17 protein-coding genes and 3 pseudogenes are annotated in these 15280 nt (G+C 58.9%); 9 read left to right on the top strand and 11 right to left on the bottom strand.

All coding sequences use genetic code 11. The features are described from left to right. Nucleotides 1-439: 439 nt before the first annotated feature. Entirely contained in the window at nucleotides 440-1261 is an 822-nt protein-coding gene (locus tag ACA070_RS18805; RefSeq protein WP_497447847.1) for an SDR family oxidoreductase, read from the top strand. A 43-nt stretch (nucleotides 1262-1304) separates the two neighbouring features. Here ACA070_RS18805 and ACA070_RS18800 read toward each other — a convergent pair. Together ACA070_RS18800 and ACA070_RS18795 are read right to left on the bottom strand one after the other, a co-directional pair. Then, nucleotides 1305-1728, bottom strand: a pseudogene (locus ACA070_RS18800) (MAPEG family protein). Between the two features lie 77 nt (nucleotides 1729-1805). After that, nucleotides 1806-2759 (bottom strand): annotated as a pseudogene (locus tag ACA070_RS18795) (hypothetical protein). A gap of 199 nt (nucleotides 2760-2958) precedes the next feature. Here ACA070_RS18795 and ACA070_RS18790 point away from each other — a divergent pair. Continuing rightward, the gene (locus tag ACA070_RS18790; RefSeq protein ID WP_497447846.1) at nucleotides 2959-3915 is read left to right on the top strand and encodes an AraC family transcriptional regulator; all 957 of its coding nucleotides are present in this window, start codon (nucleotides 2959-2961) and stop codon (nucleotides 3913-3915) included. 54 nt (nucleotides 3916-3969) lie between these two features. Here the strand turns inward: ACA070_RS18790 and gfa are convergent, their stop codons facing one another. After that, complete coding sequence (gene gfa, locus ACA070_RS18785; RefSeq protein WP_497447845.1) at nucleotides 3970-4548, bottom strand: S-(hydroxymethyl)glutathione synthase; 579 nt, start codon at nucleotides 4546-4548, stop codon at nucleotides 3970-3972. 64 nt (nucleotides 4549-4612) lie between these two features. On the opposite strand from gfa, the pseudogene ACA070_RS18780 reads away from it, so the two are divergent. Together ACA070_RS18780 and ACA070_RS18775 are read left to right on the top strand one after the other, a co-directional pair. Continuing rightward, nucleotides 4613-4849: pseudogene (locus tag ACA070_RS18780) on the top strand (hypothetical protein); the annotation flags it as partial. Nucleotides 4850-5002: 153 nt separating this feature from the next. Then, complete coding sequence (locus ACA070_RS18775) at nucleotides 5003-5332, top strand: DHCW motif cupin fold protein (protein ID WP_497447844.1); 330 nt, start codon at nucleotides 5003-5005, stop codon at nucleotides 5330-5332. 82 nt (nucleotides 5333-5414) lie between these two features. On the opposite strand, the gene ACA070_RS18770 is transcribed toward ACA070_RS18775, so the two are convergent. From ACA070_RS18770 to ACA070_RS18760, 3 genes are all read right to left on the bottom strand, one after another. Beyond that, nucleotides 5415-6740 carry an epoxide hydrolase family protein gene (locus tag ACA070_RS18770; protein ID WP_497447843.1) on the bottom strand — a complete coding sequence of 442 codons (1326 nt, stop codon included), beginning with the start codon at nucleotides 6738-6740 and terminating at the stop codon, nucleotides 5415-5417. A 78-nt stretch (nucleotides 6741-6818) separates the two neighbouring features. Further along, nucleotides 6819-7724, bottom strand: a complete 906-nt coding sequence (locus ACA070_RS18765) for an alpha/beta fold hydrolase (RefSeq protein ID WP_497447842.1) — start codon at nucleotides 7722-7724, stop codon at nucleotides 6819-6821. An 11-nt stretch (nucleotides 7725-7735) separates the two neighbouring features. Next, nucleotides 7736-8449 (bottom strand): SDR family oxidoreductase, encoded by a 714-nt coding sequence (locus ACA070_RS18760; protein WP_497447841.1) that lies wholly within the window; start codon nucleotides 8447-8449, stop codon nucleotides 7736-7738. Nucleotides 8450-8642: 193 nt separating this feature from the next. Between ACA070_RS18760 and ACA070_RS18755 the strand changes: the two genes are divergently transcribed. Further along, complete coding sequence (locus ACA070_RS18755) at nucleotides 8643-9233, top strand: TetR/AcrR family transcriptional regulator (protein WP_462027622.1); 591 nt, start codon at nucleotides 8643-8645, stop codon at nucleotides 9231-9233. A 119-nt stretch (nucleotides 9234-9352) separates the two neighbouring features. On the opposite strand, the gene ACA070_RS18750 is transcribed toward ACA070_RS18755, so the two are convergent. From ACA070_RS18750 to ACA070_RS18740, 3 genes are all read right to left on the bottom strand, one after another. Next, nucleotides 9353-9715: a hypothetical protein gene (locus tag ACA070_RS18750; protein WP_497447840.1), complete on the bottom strand. Its 363-nt coding sequence runs from the start codon at nucleotides 9713-9715 to the stop codon at nucleotides 9353-9355. 133 nt (nucleotides 9716-9848) lie between these two features. After that, nucleotides 9849-10541 carry an RES family NAD+ phosphorylase gene (locus tag ACA070_RS18745; protein ID WP_497447839.1) on the bottom strand — a complete coding sequence of 231 codons (693 nt, stop codon included), beginning with the start codon at nucleotides 10539-10541 and terminating at the stop codon, nucleotides 9849-9851. Further along, nucleotides 10535-10939 (bottom strand): antitoxin Xre-like helix-turn-helix domain-containing protein, encoded by a 405-nt coding sequence (locus ACA070_RS18740; protein ID WP_497447838.1) that lies wholly within the window; start codon nucleotides 10937-10939, stop codon nucleotides 10535-10537. Before ACA070_RS18740 ends, ACA070_RS18745 begins: the two co-directional genes overlap by 7 nt. 246 nt (nucleotides 10940-11185) lie before the next feature. Between ACA070_RS18740 and arsN2 the strand changes: the two genes are divergently transcribed. From arsN2 to ACA070_RS18725, 3 genes are all read left to right on the top strand, one after another. Beyond that, nucleotides 11186-11620: an arsenic resistance N-acetyltransferase ArsN2 gene (gene arsN2 / locus ACA070_RS18735; protein WP_497447837.1), complete on the top strand. Its 435-nt coding sequence runs from the start codon at nucleotides 11186-11188 to the stop codon at nucleotides 11618-11620. Nucleotides 11621-11734: 114 nt separating this feature from the next. After that, the gene (locus ACA070_RS18730) at nucleotides 11735-12205 is read left to right on the top strand and encodes an anti-virulence regulator CigR family protein (RefSeq protein WP_497447836.1); all 471 of its coding nucleotides are present in this window, start codon (nucleotides 11735-11737) and stop codon (nucleotides 12203-12205) included. Nucleotides 12206-12377: 172 nt separating this feature from the next. Continuing rightward, entirely contained in the window at nucleotides 12378-12869 is a 492-nt protein-coding gene (locus ACA070_RS18725) for a hypothetical protein (RefSeq protein ID WP_497447835.1), read from the top strand. A gap of 189 nt (nucleotides 12870-13058) precedes the next feature. Here the strand turns inward: ACA070_RS18725 and ACA070_RS18720 are convergent, their stop codons facing one another. Then, nucleotides 13059-13493 (bottom strand): GFA family protein, encoded by a 435-nt coding sequence (locus ACA070_RS18720; protein ID WP_497447834.1) that lies wholly within the window; start codon nucleotides 13491-13493, stop codon nucleotides 13059-13061. 48 nt (nucleotides 13494-13541) lie between these two features. Further along, nucleotides 13542-14483 (bottom strand): carbon-nitrogen hydrolase family protein, encoded by a 942-nt coding sequence (locus ACA070_RS18715; RefSeq protein ID WP_497447833.1) that lies wholly within the window; start codon nucleotides 14481-14483, stop codon nucleotides 13542-13544. Nucleotides 14484-14587: 104 nt separating this feature from the next. Between ACA070_RS18715 and ACA070_RS18710 the strand changes: the two genes are divergently transcribed. Then, nucleotides 14588-15277 (top strand): winged helix-turn-helix transcriptional regulator, encoded by a 690-nt coding sequence (locus ACA070_RS18710; protein WP_497447832.1) that lies wholly within the window; start codon nucleotides 14588-14590, stop codon nucleotides 15275-15277. Nucleotides 15278-15280 lie beyond the last annotated feature (3 nt).

Here is a 15280-nt window from a genome sequence, read left to right as displayed (position 1 = left end):
GAACAACTACACCGAGATGTAGCTGCTCTGGCGGATGAAATGAGCAGGCCTTCCCCAACGGCGGCCCGTGCTTCTCTGTTGCCTTTCAGCATCGGTGCGGCGTTCGCCCTTACCACCTTTGTCATCGTCGCTCTGCTGGCCAAGTTCATCTGATCTCCGGTCCCTTACTGGCTTGAGTGAGAGGAATCTTTCCCTGTCCATGAACCCGATTTAAGCAAACTGAACGAGGTTACCGAGGGGGGAGCGCGAAACACCAGCGCAGCGCAGGAAGGGACGTTGCGTGGACGTGCCGTGCACTTCGCACGCTGGCGTTTCGCGGAGGCAGTCTATACTCCGGATCGATTTGCCAACCAACCCTGGTAGGGGGGGCAACCGCTTTGCGAGGTTCATCACTTCCACGTTTCATGCATATCAAACCAAGGGAATTACCCCATTACTTATGGCCAATAAACTCACTTCCAAGACTGCGATCGTGACCGGGGCGGCCCAAGGGATCGGGGCCGCGATTGCGCGAGTCTTCGCGCAGGAGGATTGCTTTGTCTACGTCACCGATATCAACGACGAACTTGGCAGAATCGTTGCAGATTCTCTCGGTGATCACGCCAGCTATCTGCACCTTGATGTGCGACGCGAAGAAGACTGGCAGCGAGTAACGGCGCAAATCCTGAAGGAACGCGGCAGGCTGGATGTATTGGTGAACAACGCGGGTATCACCGGATTTGAGCATGGTTTCGTGCAGCACGACCCGGAGCATGCGCGTCTGGAGGACTGGCACGCAGTGCATCAAACCAACCTCGATGGTGTGTTCCTCGGTTGCAAGTACGCCATTCGCTCCATGCGGCAGCATGGGGCAGGCTCCATTATCAACATCTCCTCTCGATCAGGCCTGGTCGGCATCCCGGGCGCAGCGGCTTATGCGTCGTCCAAAGGCGCGGTGCGTAACCACACAAAAACGGTGGCGCTCTACTGCGCCGAGCAAAGTCTGAACGTTCGGTGCAACTCGATTCATCCAGCGGCCATCCTCACACCCATGTGGGAGCCCATGTTGGGCTCCGGCGCGGATCGTCAAGAGCGAATGGCCGCACTGGTTCGAGATACTCCACTCAGAAGGTTCGGGATGCCCGAAGAAGTTGCGGCGCTGGCACTGCTACTCGCCTCGGATGAAGCGACGTACATGACCGGCAGTGAGTTGAACATCGATGGCGGCCTCTTGGCTGGCACGGCTGCGACGCCCACCGTAGTGGGTGACAGCGCAGACTAGTTCAAAGGGATCCGGCCGTGCAGCGATCGTAGAGCGACGCTCGTCATACGCCGTGGTAAGCGGCGATAATAATAAGTGCTAGAAAACACACCAACTGAACGCTGAAAAAAGTAAAACGAACCGCCACGAATCTATCGGTTTGCACATGGCAGACGTGAACCAGAGACTGGCAGACGCGAGCGATCAGGACGATTGTCGACAAGGAGCTCACCGCCGGGCCGTCTACACCCAGGGCTGAAATCACCAACACGATTGCGCCAAAGACTGGCAGGTTTTCCACACAGTTCGCGTGCGCTCTTGTCCCGCGTCGATACCAATCCTCGCCTTCGGGCTGATCGCTTCGGAAAGAAGCAATCGGAACATTCGAGAACAGGATTCTGACCCAGCGATACACCCCCGACGGTTGCCATCAACAGCAGCAACGTCCAGGTCGCAAATCCAAGCAACATCCACATCGGAATCGTCATGGCTGCCATCCTCAAAAATCATTTTCAGCACGTCATTCCACAGCCGCTCGGCCGTGTAGTCGACCGGCGCCTGTCGATCAGCTGCTCATGATGGGTGCCAGTGCGGTCTGAATCCTGGACATCTGTTCGGGTGTGGTCATGCGCGTCAGCAGCCGGCCAAAGTGTGGGTGCTGCACGCCCGAGATAATGTATTGCCAGCGGTAGGCGCTCAGCACGCAGGCTTTGATTTGCGCTGTCTCATCGACACCGAACGATGGTGAAACATTTCGAGTGAAGTAGTCGGCATCGGATGCCGATTGTGCCTGCAGGATCGTATCGACGGCGGCCACCAGCGCGATCAGATCGTCCACGGCCTGGTTGCGCTCGGCCGGGGAAAGTTTCGCGTGCTCCGCCTTCCACTCCAATTCATCGAGTACGACGTACCGGCTTTCATCCTTCCAGTGGAATTTGAAGACGTCCTTGAACAGTGGGCGCAACTCCTCGTGCGGGGCGATGCTTTGCACGTAGTGCGTCTGAACAAACAGTTCGATATGACAGGTCAGCGCCAGTACCGACCAGGTGCTGGCCGCCAGCACCGCACGCGCCACCTCGTTGGGATCGGCAACTTGACGATATCCCGCTGGTAATTGCGTCCCCATCATCGTCTCAATGCGCCGGAACAGCTCCTGATGCTTGATCTCGTCGTTGGAAAAGCGCACCAACGCTTCCAGTGCGAGCTGATCGTCAAACACATGGGCCCGACCTTGATCGAGCATTTTGGCACTGATAAAACGCTCGACCAGGCCAAAGAGATACGCATAGGTTCGGCCCTGAATCTGGCTGAGCAGGCGCGCCTCGTTCGCGGCGAGAAAGGTCAGGCGGTCGATCTGCGATAGTCAGTCGGGCAAGAATTTGCGCGAGAAGTCGAAGCTGCGGTCCTGGAGCAAATCGCGATCGATCTGCCATTCCGCTTTCTTCGATGACCTGACAAGTTGAGCATACCGGGCGGCGTTGGCCGAGTCTGAGCCGGGTAGGGTGACGACGGTGTTCATAGTGATCTCCTGCTTCCCTGGTCGAGTCGGGATAGGGCAATTAGGGTTAACGTCGGAGCCGATGACCATGGGTGAGTCGTCTGGGGATCGTCTCGATCACTGAGTCCACGTTGGTGCTAATCTAGGCCTCGCAGTTCAGGCGGCGAATGACCAGTGCGCCTGATTACATGCTCCGGACTCCGGAAAGGAGGGCTGGCAAGTGTTGGATGCGCTTTCTGATGTCTTGCGGGTGATTCGGCTATCTGGAGGGGTCTTTCTCGAGGCAGAGTTCACTGCGCCCTGGTGCATCAGCGGAAGAATCTCTGCAGACGATTGCAAGCCGTTCCTGGCGGCACCTCGACATATCATTGCCTCGCATTTTGTCGCGGCGGGGCACATGCAATTGCGCATCGACGATGGCGCCACCCTCGACGTGCGGGCAGGCGAACTCATTCTGCTTCCTCGCAATGATGTTCATACGTTTGGCAGTGATCTGAGCATTGCGCCCCTGTCGGCGCGCGACGTCATTCAGCCACCGGAAGTTGGCGGCATTTCACGGATCAAGTACGGCGGGGGCGGCGAGGCCACACAGTTATTGTGCGGATTCCTCGGCTCTGAAACACCGTTCAGTCCGTTGCTTTCGTCGCTGCCATCCTTATTGAAACTGGATGTACGCGCGACGGCTTCGGGAGCCTGGATTGAAAGCTCATTCCGTTTCGCGGTGAGTGAGATTGCTGCGGGGCGCGTCGGCTCGGCAACGGTCATCGCCAAGCTATCCGAATTGCTGTTCGTCGAAGCCGTCAGCCAGTATGTCGCGAGCCTCCCCGCTGAACGGCGCGGGTGGCTGGCGGGGTTGCGCGATCCGCATGTCGGGCGCGCATTGGCGCTGCTCCATGCCCGTCCCACCGAGGGCTGGACTGCAGAAGCCCTGGCGCTTGAAGTGGGCATGTCGCGTTCGGTATTCGCGGAGCGTTTCACGGCGTTGGTCGGACAGCCACCGATGCAATACCTGACGCTCTGGCGTATGCACGTGGCGGCTCAACAGCTGCGCGAAGGTCGCGGTAATGTCGCGCAAATCGGCTTTGCTGTTGGCTACGAGTCCGAAGCCGCGTTCAGTCGCGCATTCAAGCGCCAGTTCGGCACATCGCCCGGGGCTTGGCGCAGACAATCCGAATGAGCTGAAATTGAACCGGGGCCGCGGCCCGGCGGAGAAACCGCGGCGGCCGATCAATCAGGCGGCGGGGAGCACGCCTTTCTGTTTGGCGACATGCGTCGCCATTGCGTCCATCAAGTCCGGGGACAGGCAGTCGTAGGGCTCCAGGCCGATCGAGCGCAGGCGCTCGCGGATAGCCTTCATTTGCGCGGGCGGTGTGCCGGTTTCGATGATGGAGGACACGAACGCCGCAAAGCCCGGCGCCGCCCATCCGCGCTGGGGTGAGAGCTCGGTGTGGACGAAGTCCAGGCCATAAAACGCATGGTCCTTGTTCTCGATGCGCCCGAAGAGATGGGCGTGACACTGCTTGCAAGCGTGGCGCTGGATGGTGGCGGATTCGTCGACAATCGCCAGTTTTTCGCCGTGGGCAGTGATGCTGACCTTATCCCGAGGTACCACGGCAATGACGGCGAATGTCGCGTCTTGCGGTTTCCAGCATTTGCTGCAGCCGCACGCGTGGTTATGCAGGGTTTGTGCGCCGATCTTGACCTCGACCTTGTCGGTCGCACACAGGCATTGCAGGGTGCCACCGGTGAAATTCTCGGCGGCGGGTTGAATACCGTTGTCCAGTGCAGGGTGAAGTTTCAGGGTGCTCATGCTGACGTCTCCTTTTCAGGGTGTCCCCAGGTAAGAATAGCGCGCCGTTAAAAGGCGCATGATGCCTGCTGCGCGTAAACGACAAAAGCAGGCGTTGTCGATAGTGATGGGCACCGAGGCGTTGATCGCCGTGCGCGATATCAGTCGCGCGAGCGTCGAAGAATCACTCGACACCGCCGCATGGGCAGCTAGGGCCCTCGTTCGTCAGGCACTGGCGGAGGATGAAGAGGTGCGACGAAAGCGCAATGCTGCGAGTTCGCGGTCTTCTTCTCGAGATGATACGGCCGACCGGCCGGATTGATGTAAATCCAAGGGCTGTCATAGGCCACCCTTTACGCAGGAAGCTGCCCCTGGCATGGGCGCCTGTATCTCCTAAAAGAGTGGTCTCTGTGTCTGTCGAAAGTATCACTGGATGGGTACGGTCCACAGACACTCTTTTACTGATGAGGCAACCATGGATCTAACGGCTATTCCCTTTGGGACGACCGATTGGTCGACTGTCAAGCGTGTCGAATACGCTGGGCAGACCGGTACCGCCTGGTGGCGAACCTGCCAGTTTGGTTCGACGCGTGTGCGGATGGTTGAGTACAGCCCCGGCTATCTGGCCGATCACTGGTGTTGGAGAGGTCATATCCTGCTGTGCCTGGAAGGCGAGTTGCACACGGAACTGGAGGATGGTCGCCAGTTCACGCTCACCGCCGGGATGAGCTATCAGGTGGGCAACAACGCCGAGGGGCATCGATCATTCAGCACCACAGGGGCCAAGTTGTTCATTGTGGATTAACGCTGGGATTGATTCTTGCGGACCAAAATCGGTGGTGCGGCCTGCCCATCAGAACAATGGGCAGGCCCGTGCAACTTAGCTTTTAGCGCAACGAGCGGAAGGCATCGCGCAGTTCCTTGGCGAACAATTCAGGTTGCTCCCATGCAGCGAAATGGCCGCCCTTGTCCACTTCGTTGAAGTAGATCAGGTTGGGATAGGCGCGTTCGGTCCAGGATTTCGGCGCCTGATAGATTTCACCAGGGAACACGGTCACCGCGACAGGGATCTTGATGTCCTGGGTCTTCTGTTCCACGGCATTGAAGTTGTTGGTGTTGTTTTCCCAATACAAGCGAGCGGACGAGATCGCACTGTTGGTCAGCCAATAGAGAGAAATGCCGTCGAGTATCTCGTCCTTGGTCAGGGATTTTTCCGCATCACCGCCGCTGTAGGTCCACTGGTTGAATTTGTCGAACATCCACGCGGCCAGGCCGACGGGTGAATCCGACAAGCCGTAGCCGACCGTTTGTGGCCGAGTGCTCATCATGGCCCCGTAAGCCGCATTTTTGCCGAAGAAGGTTTTCAGCGACTCATAAGCCGCGGTCTCCTTGGCCGACAGACCAGCGGGAGGCGGGGTGCCGTCGTTGATCGCCTTGGCCACATCGGCAGGCACGGTGGCCGGCATGTTTACGTGGATCCCCAGCAAGCCGGGCGGTGCCTGGCGTCCCATGGCGTCGGCGATCACCGAGCCCCAGTCGCCACCTTGCGACACATAACGCTTGTAGCCCAGGCGCTTGACCAACACATCCCACGCCACGCCGATACGGTCGGGACCCCAGCCGCCGTCGGTGGGTCTCTGCGAGAAACCGTAGCCAGGCATCGAGGGAATGATCACGTCAAAGGCATCTTCGGCACGACCGCCGTAGGCCGTCGGGTCGGTCAGCGGGCCGATGGCTTTGGTCAGCTCCAGAATCGAACCGGGCCAGCCATGGGTGAGCAGCAGCGGCAGGGCGTTCGGATGTTTGGATTTGACATGGATGAACTGGATATCGAGGCCGTCGATTTTGGTCACGAACATCGGCAAGGCATTGAGTTGGGTTTCAACCTTGCGCCAGTCGTATTGGGTGCCCCAGTAGCCCACGAGCGCCTGCAGCTTTTCCAGTTGCACGCCTTGGGATTGATCGTTGACCGTTTCGCGGTCGGGCCAACGGGTCGCCAGTACACGTTTGCGCAGATCGGCCACTGCGTCTTCAGGAATGTTGACCTTGAAAGGACGAATGGCGCTGTCCTTCTCGACAGTGGCGGCGGCCGCAGGCGTTGTAGCGGCCCGGGCGTAAGAGGGCGAGACGAGGGTGACCAGTGCCAGGGCACCAGCAGTGGCTGAAACAGCTAACAGGCAGCGACGGAACGCCGCAAACGATAGTGCTGACATGGTCGTACTCCAGGAGAATTGGGGGCGATAAAATTCAACGACGGACTACATTTGAATTCCGCAACGGCGGGGTTCGAGCTAGTTCAGAAAGGCGTTGGCTTGCGACACGAAATCGTTGGCATATTGAAACAATGCGCCGTGCCCCGAATTTGGATAGATCAGCAACTTGGCGTTCGGAATGTGTTGTTGCAGCGTGTAGGAGTTCTCGGTGGGCACCATCCTGTCCTTGCTGCCGTTGACCACCAGGGTTGGTTGGGTAATCAGGCTCAATTGCGAAAAAGAGCCGTCACCGGGAACGCTCCATTTGCCCAGCGCCGCGCCTTGGGCCGCGATGACCTTCATCGAACTGAGCTTGTCGAGGCCTTCAGTACGTTCGTGACGTCTTTCCCAGAAATCCCGGGCCGCCTGCTGGCTTGACGGTGCTGGATCGAAGAACAGATAGGCGGTCTCTTCCTGTGTGGCGATCGATTCGCGGAGCGCGATCCCGGGAACCCGTGGATCATGTCCCGAGACCCCGCCGCGCGGCGACGTGCCCGCCAGGATCAGCCGGCGCACCAGTTGCGGATGGCGCAACGCGACTTCCTGCGCCACCATGCCGCCGATTGAAAAGCCAAGTACGTCAACTTGCGTCAAGCCGCGGGCGCGGGCAAAGGCGGCAACGTGATCGGCCATGGCTTCGAACGAGTCGGGTGTTTCGCCGCTGCTGAGGCCCACGCCGGCATTGTCGAACAGGTAGACCGGCCGCTGCTGTGCCAGGCCGTCGGTCACTGCCGGGTCCCAGTAATCCATGTTGCCGCGAAAGTGTTGGAGCAAGATGACCGGAACGCCCATCTGCGCCCCGAACTGGCGATAGGCATATCGCACGCCGTCAGCTTCGACGAATTGATTGGGTGCGCTGTTATGCGTTGCCGCCGGCGCCGCAATGGCGCCGCTGACCGCGAAGGCGAAGACAGCTCCGAAGGCCAGCCGCTGGAAGAGGTGCATGGGTGTGCTCCTTACGCGACGGTTTCGGGGTTGAGGTAGGCCGCTTGCCCGGTAGACAGGCTGGCTTTTATGGCGCGTGTCCCTTGGTCTGCGAGCACTTCTTTCAGGCCCGCTTCCACGCCGTCCAGCGACTGGATCACGACGTCGGATGGCTGGACTTTCGGCACGTCAAAACCATGGGTCAGGTCGGTGTCGATAAAGCCCACGTGCAGACCTTGCACGCTGGTGCCCTGGCCTTGGAGTTCGATGCGCAGCGAGTTGGTAAAGCTCCACGCTGCCGCTTTCGATGCCGCGTAGGCGGACAGGAAAGGCGCCGCAATCCAGGCCGCATCCGACAGCACGTTGACGATCGCGCCGCCGCCGTTGGCTTTAAGCACCGGGGCGAAGGCCAGGCTGACGTGCATGACGCCGTAGTAATTGGTTTCGAAGATTTCGCGGGCCATTTCCACCAGGCCAGGTTCCAGCATGGAAGGCAGCAGGCGGGCCATGCCTGCATTGTTGACCAGCAGCGTCACGTCGCCTGCTTGGGCCACTGCCGCGGCAACCGATGCCGGGTCGCTGACGTCAAGACGAATGGCGATCACCCCCGGAATGTTGACGCCTTCAGGGTTGCGCACCCCGGCGTAGACCTTGCTCGCGCCACGCGCCACCAGCTCTTTAGCGAACGCAAGGCCAAGACCACGGTTGGCACCGGTAACGAAGGCAACGGAATTTTTTATTTTCATGATCGTGTGCTCTGGTTGGATGAGGCTTTCGCCCTGTAAGATTGCGTTCGCAATCATTGAATTAATAATGGCGATCGCATTTATTAAAGTCAACACAAATATTCTTGTCGTAATAAAACCTTGCTGGCACTGGATTCTTGTTAATTGTGAGCGCAATCATAGTGTGCAAGAATGAACGCGGAGGAACCTCATCATGAAAATCTCGAAAGAAAAATCAGAAGCCAATCGCGCCGCCCTGGTGGAGACCGCCAGCCGCCTGTTTCGCGAGAAAGGGATCGATGGTGTGGGCGTAGCCGAAATCAGCAAGTCGGCCGGCCTGACGCACGGCGCGCTGTACGCGCATTTCCCGTCCAAGGAAGCGCTGGCCGCCGAGGCGTTGGCGTGGAGCCTGGAGCAGGGCAATGCCAAGCTCTACACGGGCACGGTCGATGGCGAGCCGGACCTGGACCGCTTTCTGTCCGAGTATCTGGCCGTCGACAACCGCGACAACTATGCCGAGCACTGCGCAATGGCGGCGTCCGCCAGCGAAATCGGCCGCCAGGATGCTGCGATCAGCGCGAAGTACACCGAGGGTTACATGGTGCTTGTGCGGGCGTTTGAGCGCCGGGTCGCCGCGAATAATCCCGACGTCGACGCGCTGGCCACCGCCATGGGCATCGTTGCGGCAATGGTCGGCTCCCTTTCGGTTGCGCGTGCCACGGCGAAGGCGCGGCCTGAGGTGTCGGCTCAGGTGCTGCGGGGTGTGCGTCTCATGATCGATGCTGCACTGAGCAAACCGGTGTAGTGGGAGTTTTGTCGCAAGGCTTGCGCGCAAGAGCACCTGGCGGTCGCAAATGGAGGACGTAAAAAAGCCCGGCTGGTTAGGCCGGGCTCATTTTTGAGTACTTCGGTAAAGCCATTCATTTATACAGCGCGGCTTTCGATCAGACGATCCGAGCCACCTTCGGCAACGCGGTTTTCGATCAGACGGTCGGAACCGCCTTCGGCAACGCGGTTTTCGATCAGACGGTCCGAACCACCTTCAGCCACGCGGTTCTCGATCAGACGATCCGAACCACCTTCAGCAACGCGGTTTTCAATCAGACGATCCGAACCACCTTCAGCAACGCGGTTTTCGATCAGACGATCCGAACCACCTTCAGCCACACGACTTTCAATCAAACGATCCGAGCCGCCTTCAGCGACAACCGGGTGAGCAGAGGTGGCGGCGAAAGCGTTAGCTGCAAAAACCGAGAAAGCGATGCTGAGAAGGATTTGGCGTTTCATGATGGTGTGCTCCGGGGTGTAGTTGTTTTGGTATGGAGCCGATCTTACGCCGCGGATTTTTTATGAGAACTTCATTGAGTCGATGGTGACTATCGATGCCGGCAATGGGTTCGAAAAGTCCTGTCTAGACGCTTTAAGCCTCGCTGATCTTGCTGACACTGGTCACCTGACCATTCCAGACCATCTCGTAATGCGCTGCTTGAACGATTGATAAGACCGGTCTCGGCGTCATCAGCGCCCAGCAATAACTGCCCTGCATCCGCACGGAGTGGTAACGAATCCCAGGCCATCGCGCCTCTTTAACGGACCTCCCCAAGCGCCGCGATTCCGTGTAATCGTCAGGATCGTAAACAGGATCAGTGATCGCAATGGCGGCAGCATCCCTCATCGCTGCGTCCACGAAAGAGCAAGACAACCCCCGGAACACAAACCGCTCATAGTTGAGGCCCGGAACATTCGACCAGTACAGACTCTGGTGATGCCGCACCTCGGCCAACGCCGTTTCCATGGAGTCCGCTAGATACAACACCCCGAAACTGCCATCGCTGAACCGAGATCCCGCCGGGTTGACGTGAGTAAAAGGCGCCGTCGCGTAAGAGCAGCCGGGAATGCCGAACGGGATCTGATCCCGCGCAATCAACTCAAGATGACCCACTTCATTCTTCAGCCTGGGATTGGTCAGCGCCTGAATCTGATACAGCACCTCAAACTCGTCCGCATCGGCAACGTCATCAAACATCGCGATCGGTGGAAACTTCGAGTTGACCAGTCGGTAAGCCTGCAGCTGCTCGCCGGCAAGTTCTGCCAGTTCGCTCACCGTCACCATTGCGCACCGCGCAGCACGTCAATGCGCTTGAAGGTTTCATACAAGGAAATCATGTCGCCCTGAGCCATGATCTCCAGCGGGCTACGGCCATTGAAAAACTCGTTGTGGTTGGCCATCGACGGGAAGCCGTAGACGTTTTCCGGGTTATCGAAAATCAGGCGCAATGCGGCGTGGATGTTGAGGACAAAACTGATGCGTTGCATCTGGTCTGCGTCCAGCGCCACGGACCACGAGGGATCGCGCTGGCGGGCGCGAGTGTAGGTGCTGCGGGAAATGCGCAAGATGCGACAGGCCTGATCGCTGGATGCGCTCCATTTTTCGAGGATGCCAACCGCGGCGCGCAGGCCTGTGACGCACTGGGACTTGGTGAGTGCTTGTTCCTTGAGAGGGACGGCCATGGTTATCTCTCTATTAATCTCTAGATTCAAAAGTATAGATATTGAATCTACAGAACAATAGTGTGTCGACCAGTGGACATCAGGGGGTGTTTTCACCAGCCCAACTGGTCGTCAATCATCGGGTGCTACCAACCCATCAAACGGCTCTGGCCACGGTAGCTCATCCGGCCCAGGACATTGCGTACTTGTCTGACCCACGAGGCCTGCTAGCTTTGAGGGCGTAGGAACCTTCAAAGGCGGGTGACAATGCAGATGATTAAAGTAGGCGATAGCGGTCTGGATCAGCTCCGGGATGCGCTCAGCCAGGCGTCATTACCCAACGATGATGTCAATGAGCCAGGGCGGCGGTTCTACCGTTTCGAAGTTCAGGGCCAATGGGTGGCTTTTGGAGGACTGGAGGGGGCGGCCCCCGACATGTTGCTTCGTTCAGTGGTGGTGCGCGAGGGACGCCGGGGAGAGGGGCTGGGCAAAACCGTGTTGCGTGCATTGGAACAGCGTGCAGCCTCCCAGGGCGCGGTCCGACTGCATTTATTGACCCAGGGGGCAGCAGAATTTTTTGCAGCCAATGGGTATGACCTGTTTGACAGGCAGGAGGCGCCCGCCGCCATCTGCCAAACAGCCCAGTTCAAACAATTATGTCCTGCGTCGGCGAGCTATTTACGGAAAACATTGAGGGTATAAGTCGATTGCACCCGGGAGGTGTTTTCACGTCAACGCCGCGTGGACATGGAACTGACAGTGTCAATAGCGTCTACATTTCAGAGGGGATATTTCTCACACTGAAGGAACGACTTAATGTTCAAATCTCGCTCGTTGATCGCTGCAATGACAAGTCTTGCTCTGGTCTGCGGCTCGGCCACTGCACTGGCCGATCCCGGGAATGGAAAAGGCCAGGGGAACGGCAAGGGAAACCCGCAAAACAACCAGATCCATGGCAACCAGGGAGGTCAAGCAGGCAAAGAAAAAAATGCTGGGGGCGCCGATTGGGATCATGGCCCGAGTATCAATCGCGGCAGCGTTCTGGAAATTGTGGGCGGCTACCGGGACTACTGGAGTCCCGGTCCTGCTTTGCCACCCGGCATTCAAAAGAACCTCGCTCGTGGTAAGCCGCTTCCCCCCGGAATAGCCAAAAAACTGGATGGCCGGTTGATCGGCAGACTGCCTCACTACGATGGGTACGAATGGCAACAAGCAGGTACCGATTTGCTCCTGGTCGCGCTGGCCACCGGGCTCATCTATGAAGTGCTGAACGGTGCGTTTGACTAGCGCCTGCGTGACGAATGCGATTGGAATCCACTTACGAAAGGCTCACTTTTTTCAGTTCCAACACACTGCGGATCAGAGGCTGAGTACCTTGCCTTCCGTCTGTCGCAGGGCTTGGAACTGAAACAGGGTTATCGCGTCCTATGGCACGCGATATCAACCTATGGAAGCCACCATGCTTTTAAAGAATAAAAGTCTATTTGCTGTCATGTCCTGCGCCATGATGCTTGCAGCCGCTCCATTACTCCCTGCTGACCTGTCCGTCATGAACTCTGCCTATGCGAAAGAGGGTGGTGGTGGTGGTGGTGGTGGTGGTGGTAACGGAGGCGGTAACGGCGGTGGCAATGGCGGCGGCCATGGCGGTGGCACGGGTGGCGGTCACAGCGGTTCAGGTCACTCCGGCAACGCTGACAGTAATGGCCGTGGTAATGGACTGGCCAGCGATCATGCCGGCAAGGCGGTTCGAGACCGTGGTGAAAGCGGAAACCACTACGGCAATGATCGCGGAGAAAGTCGCGGTCATGGCTCTACGACTTCAGGCATCGCCCAATCCCGAGATACCCGCGGCGTCACAAAGGCCGGTGCCATTTCGACCTCGACCCCAGGCGATCACAACACCAAAGGGTTGAACAACGCTGCCACCTCAGGATCAAAAAAATCGCACTGATCGCGAGATTGAGCATCGGTGTGTGAATTGGCCAGGCGGTGAAACCGCATCGGTTTAACTCAGCGGCGATGATGGAAAAACGGGCGCCTTCAGGATGCCCGTTTTTATTTGTTCCGCTGCTTGAGCGCCGAACAGACAGCAACCGGTATAACCTGGCAAGTCGGGATCCGGACACTTACCTTGCCAGCGCTATTCCTCCACGCTGATCCCCGATCCGCCCAATTCGCCGGGGACATCCTTCAACTTTGGCAATCCATCTTTGATCCTCAGCACCGTTTCCTGATAGTGCACATGTACCCCTGGCGAATACTCAAGATCCGGAATGACCGCAGCATACGCATCGATCAGCCCTATCTCAGGGTGTTCAGTGAACAGATGCCCGCCGCACGTCTTGCACCACTTGCGGAAACTGCGCGGTGTCTTGTTGTAGGTGCCGATGTGGTCGGCGCCCCGTGTAACTTGCACCGCGTCGGGTTTCCACAGCGTGAAGGCGTTGACCGGTCCTGCTGACCAATGCCGACACGACTCGCAATGGCAATAGCCCATTCCCGCCGGCTCGCCGCTGACGGTGAACTCGACCGCGCCGCAAAAACAACTGCCCTTATAAGACCGTTCAATGCTCATGGCATGACTCCTTTATCAATGGCCAGGCGATTACGCCGTTGCCCGTCTTCATTCGTCGATGTAGCGCACCGCTGTGGTCGGCGTGCGCCGCACCTGCAGCTCGAAAATGTCCGGGCGCGCGTAATGCCCGGTGACGTCGAGCGCCCGCCGCGCCGGCGCCACGAGTGCGACGTCGATCTCCGCATACAAAATGCCGGCCTCCCGGTGCAGTGGACCGGCCACGATCCGGCCTTGAGGATTGACCACCACCGAGTCGCCGTCGTTGATCCATTCGTCCGGATCGGGAAACAGCTGCGTACGAGCCGGGAAGTCGTCGGGGATGTCGCTGCCGCGCAGCGCGGTGCCACTGCCAATCACCCAACAGCGGCCTTCGAGTGCAATGTGGCGCATCGTGCAGATCCAGCCATCGCCACTGTCGTACGTGGGTGCGACGTAGATCTCCACCCCTTGGGCATACAGTGAATAGCGTGCCAGCGGCATGTAGCTTTCCCAGCAGATGAGCGTGCCAACGCGGCCGACCGGTGTATCGACCGTACGCAACCCGGTTGCATCACCGAAGCCATGCACCATGCGCTCGGGATTGGTTGGCATCAGCTTGCGGTGGCGGTTTAGCACGGCGCCGTTCGCGCCGATAACGACTACGCTGTTATAGAGCGTGCCGCCACCATTGCACCGGTCGCATTCATTGATGCCGCACACGATCGTCACGGCGTGAACCCTTGCGGCCTCGCACAATTGGCTCAGGTCACCGTTGGTGATATCGACGGCGTTGGCCAGCAGCCGCGTATGCAACTGGCCCATGACAGCCCCGTCCTTTCCCGCCGCCAGCCGCCAGATCCATGACGGGTAACCTGGAATAAACTGTTCGGGCAAAACGATTAGCGAGGCTCCCGCCGCCGCTGCCTCATCGACTGATTGCACGGCCCGGGCGATCGTCGCGCTGCGATCGAGCAGCACGGGCGGGCGCTGAATGATGGCTACCGTTGTCATGGCGTTCTCCTTTGGAGTTTGGCTTTCGAAGTTTCAGCGTGCGCGTGGCGAAGGGGTCGGGCTAGTTCAAAAAGTGAAGCGTTGCAGTAGCGGGAGTCCAGACGATGGAAGAGAGCTACGGTCAGTTCTGCACGGTCGCGCGCGGTGCTGAAGCCCTGTGCGAGCGCTGGACACCCTTGGTGGTGCGCGAACTGCTGTGCGGCAGCAAACGCTTCAACGAACTGCACCGCGGCGTACCCCGGATGTCCACCAACCTGCTGGCACAACGGCTGCGCCATCTGGAAGAAATCGGCGTCATACATCGCACCGCCACCGGCAAAGTCTGGGAGTACAGTCTGACCGAGGCGGGCGAGGAATTGCGCCCCATCATCATGGCGCTGGGGCATTGGGGCGCGCGCTGGATCGGCAGTCGCCTTCGCGATGACGAACTCGACGCGGGCTTGCTGATGTGGGACGTGCGCCGGTTCGTGCGCATCGAAACATTCCCGTCCCGACCGGTGGTCATCCAGTTCACGTTCCGCGATGCGCGACCCGGAGAGCAAGCATGGTGGCTGGTGGTGGAGCAGGGTGTGGCGGATCTATGCCGCGATGACCCTGGCCGCGAACTAACGCTCGTTGTGGATTCAAGCGTGCGGGCGTTGACCGAAGTATGGACGGGCGACCGCACACCGAAAGAGGTGCTTCAGTCGCAGGAGTTGCGTGTGGATGGCGCGGTGAAGGATGCGCAGAGTTTGTGGCGCTGGCTGGGTACGAGTGCGTTTGCGGGGACTCGCAGTGCGGCGGTGACTCGGTAAGTT

It is taken from the genome of Pseudomonas sp. LBUM1678, assembly GCF_059695575.1.
The sequence above is the reverse complement of the archived record's forward strand: the minus strand, read 5'-3'. Positions and strand labels throughout refer to the sequence as shown.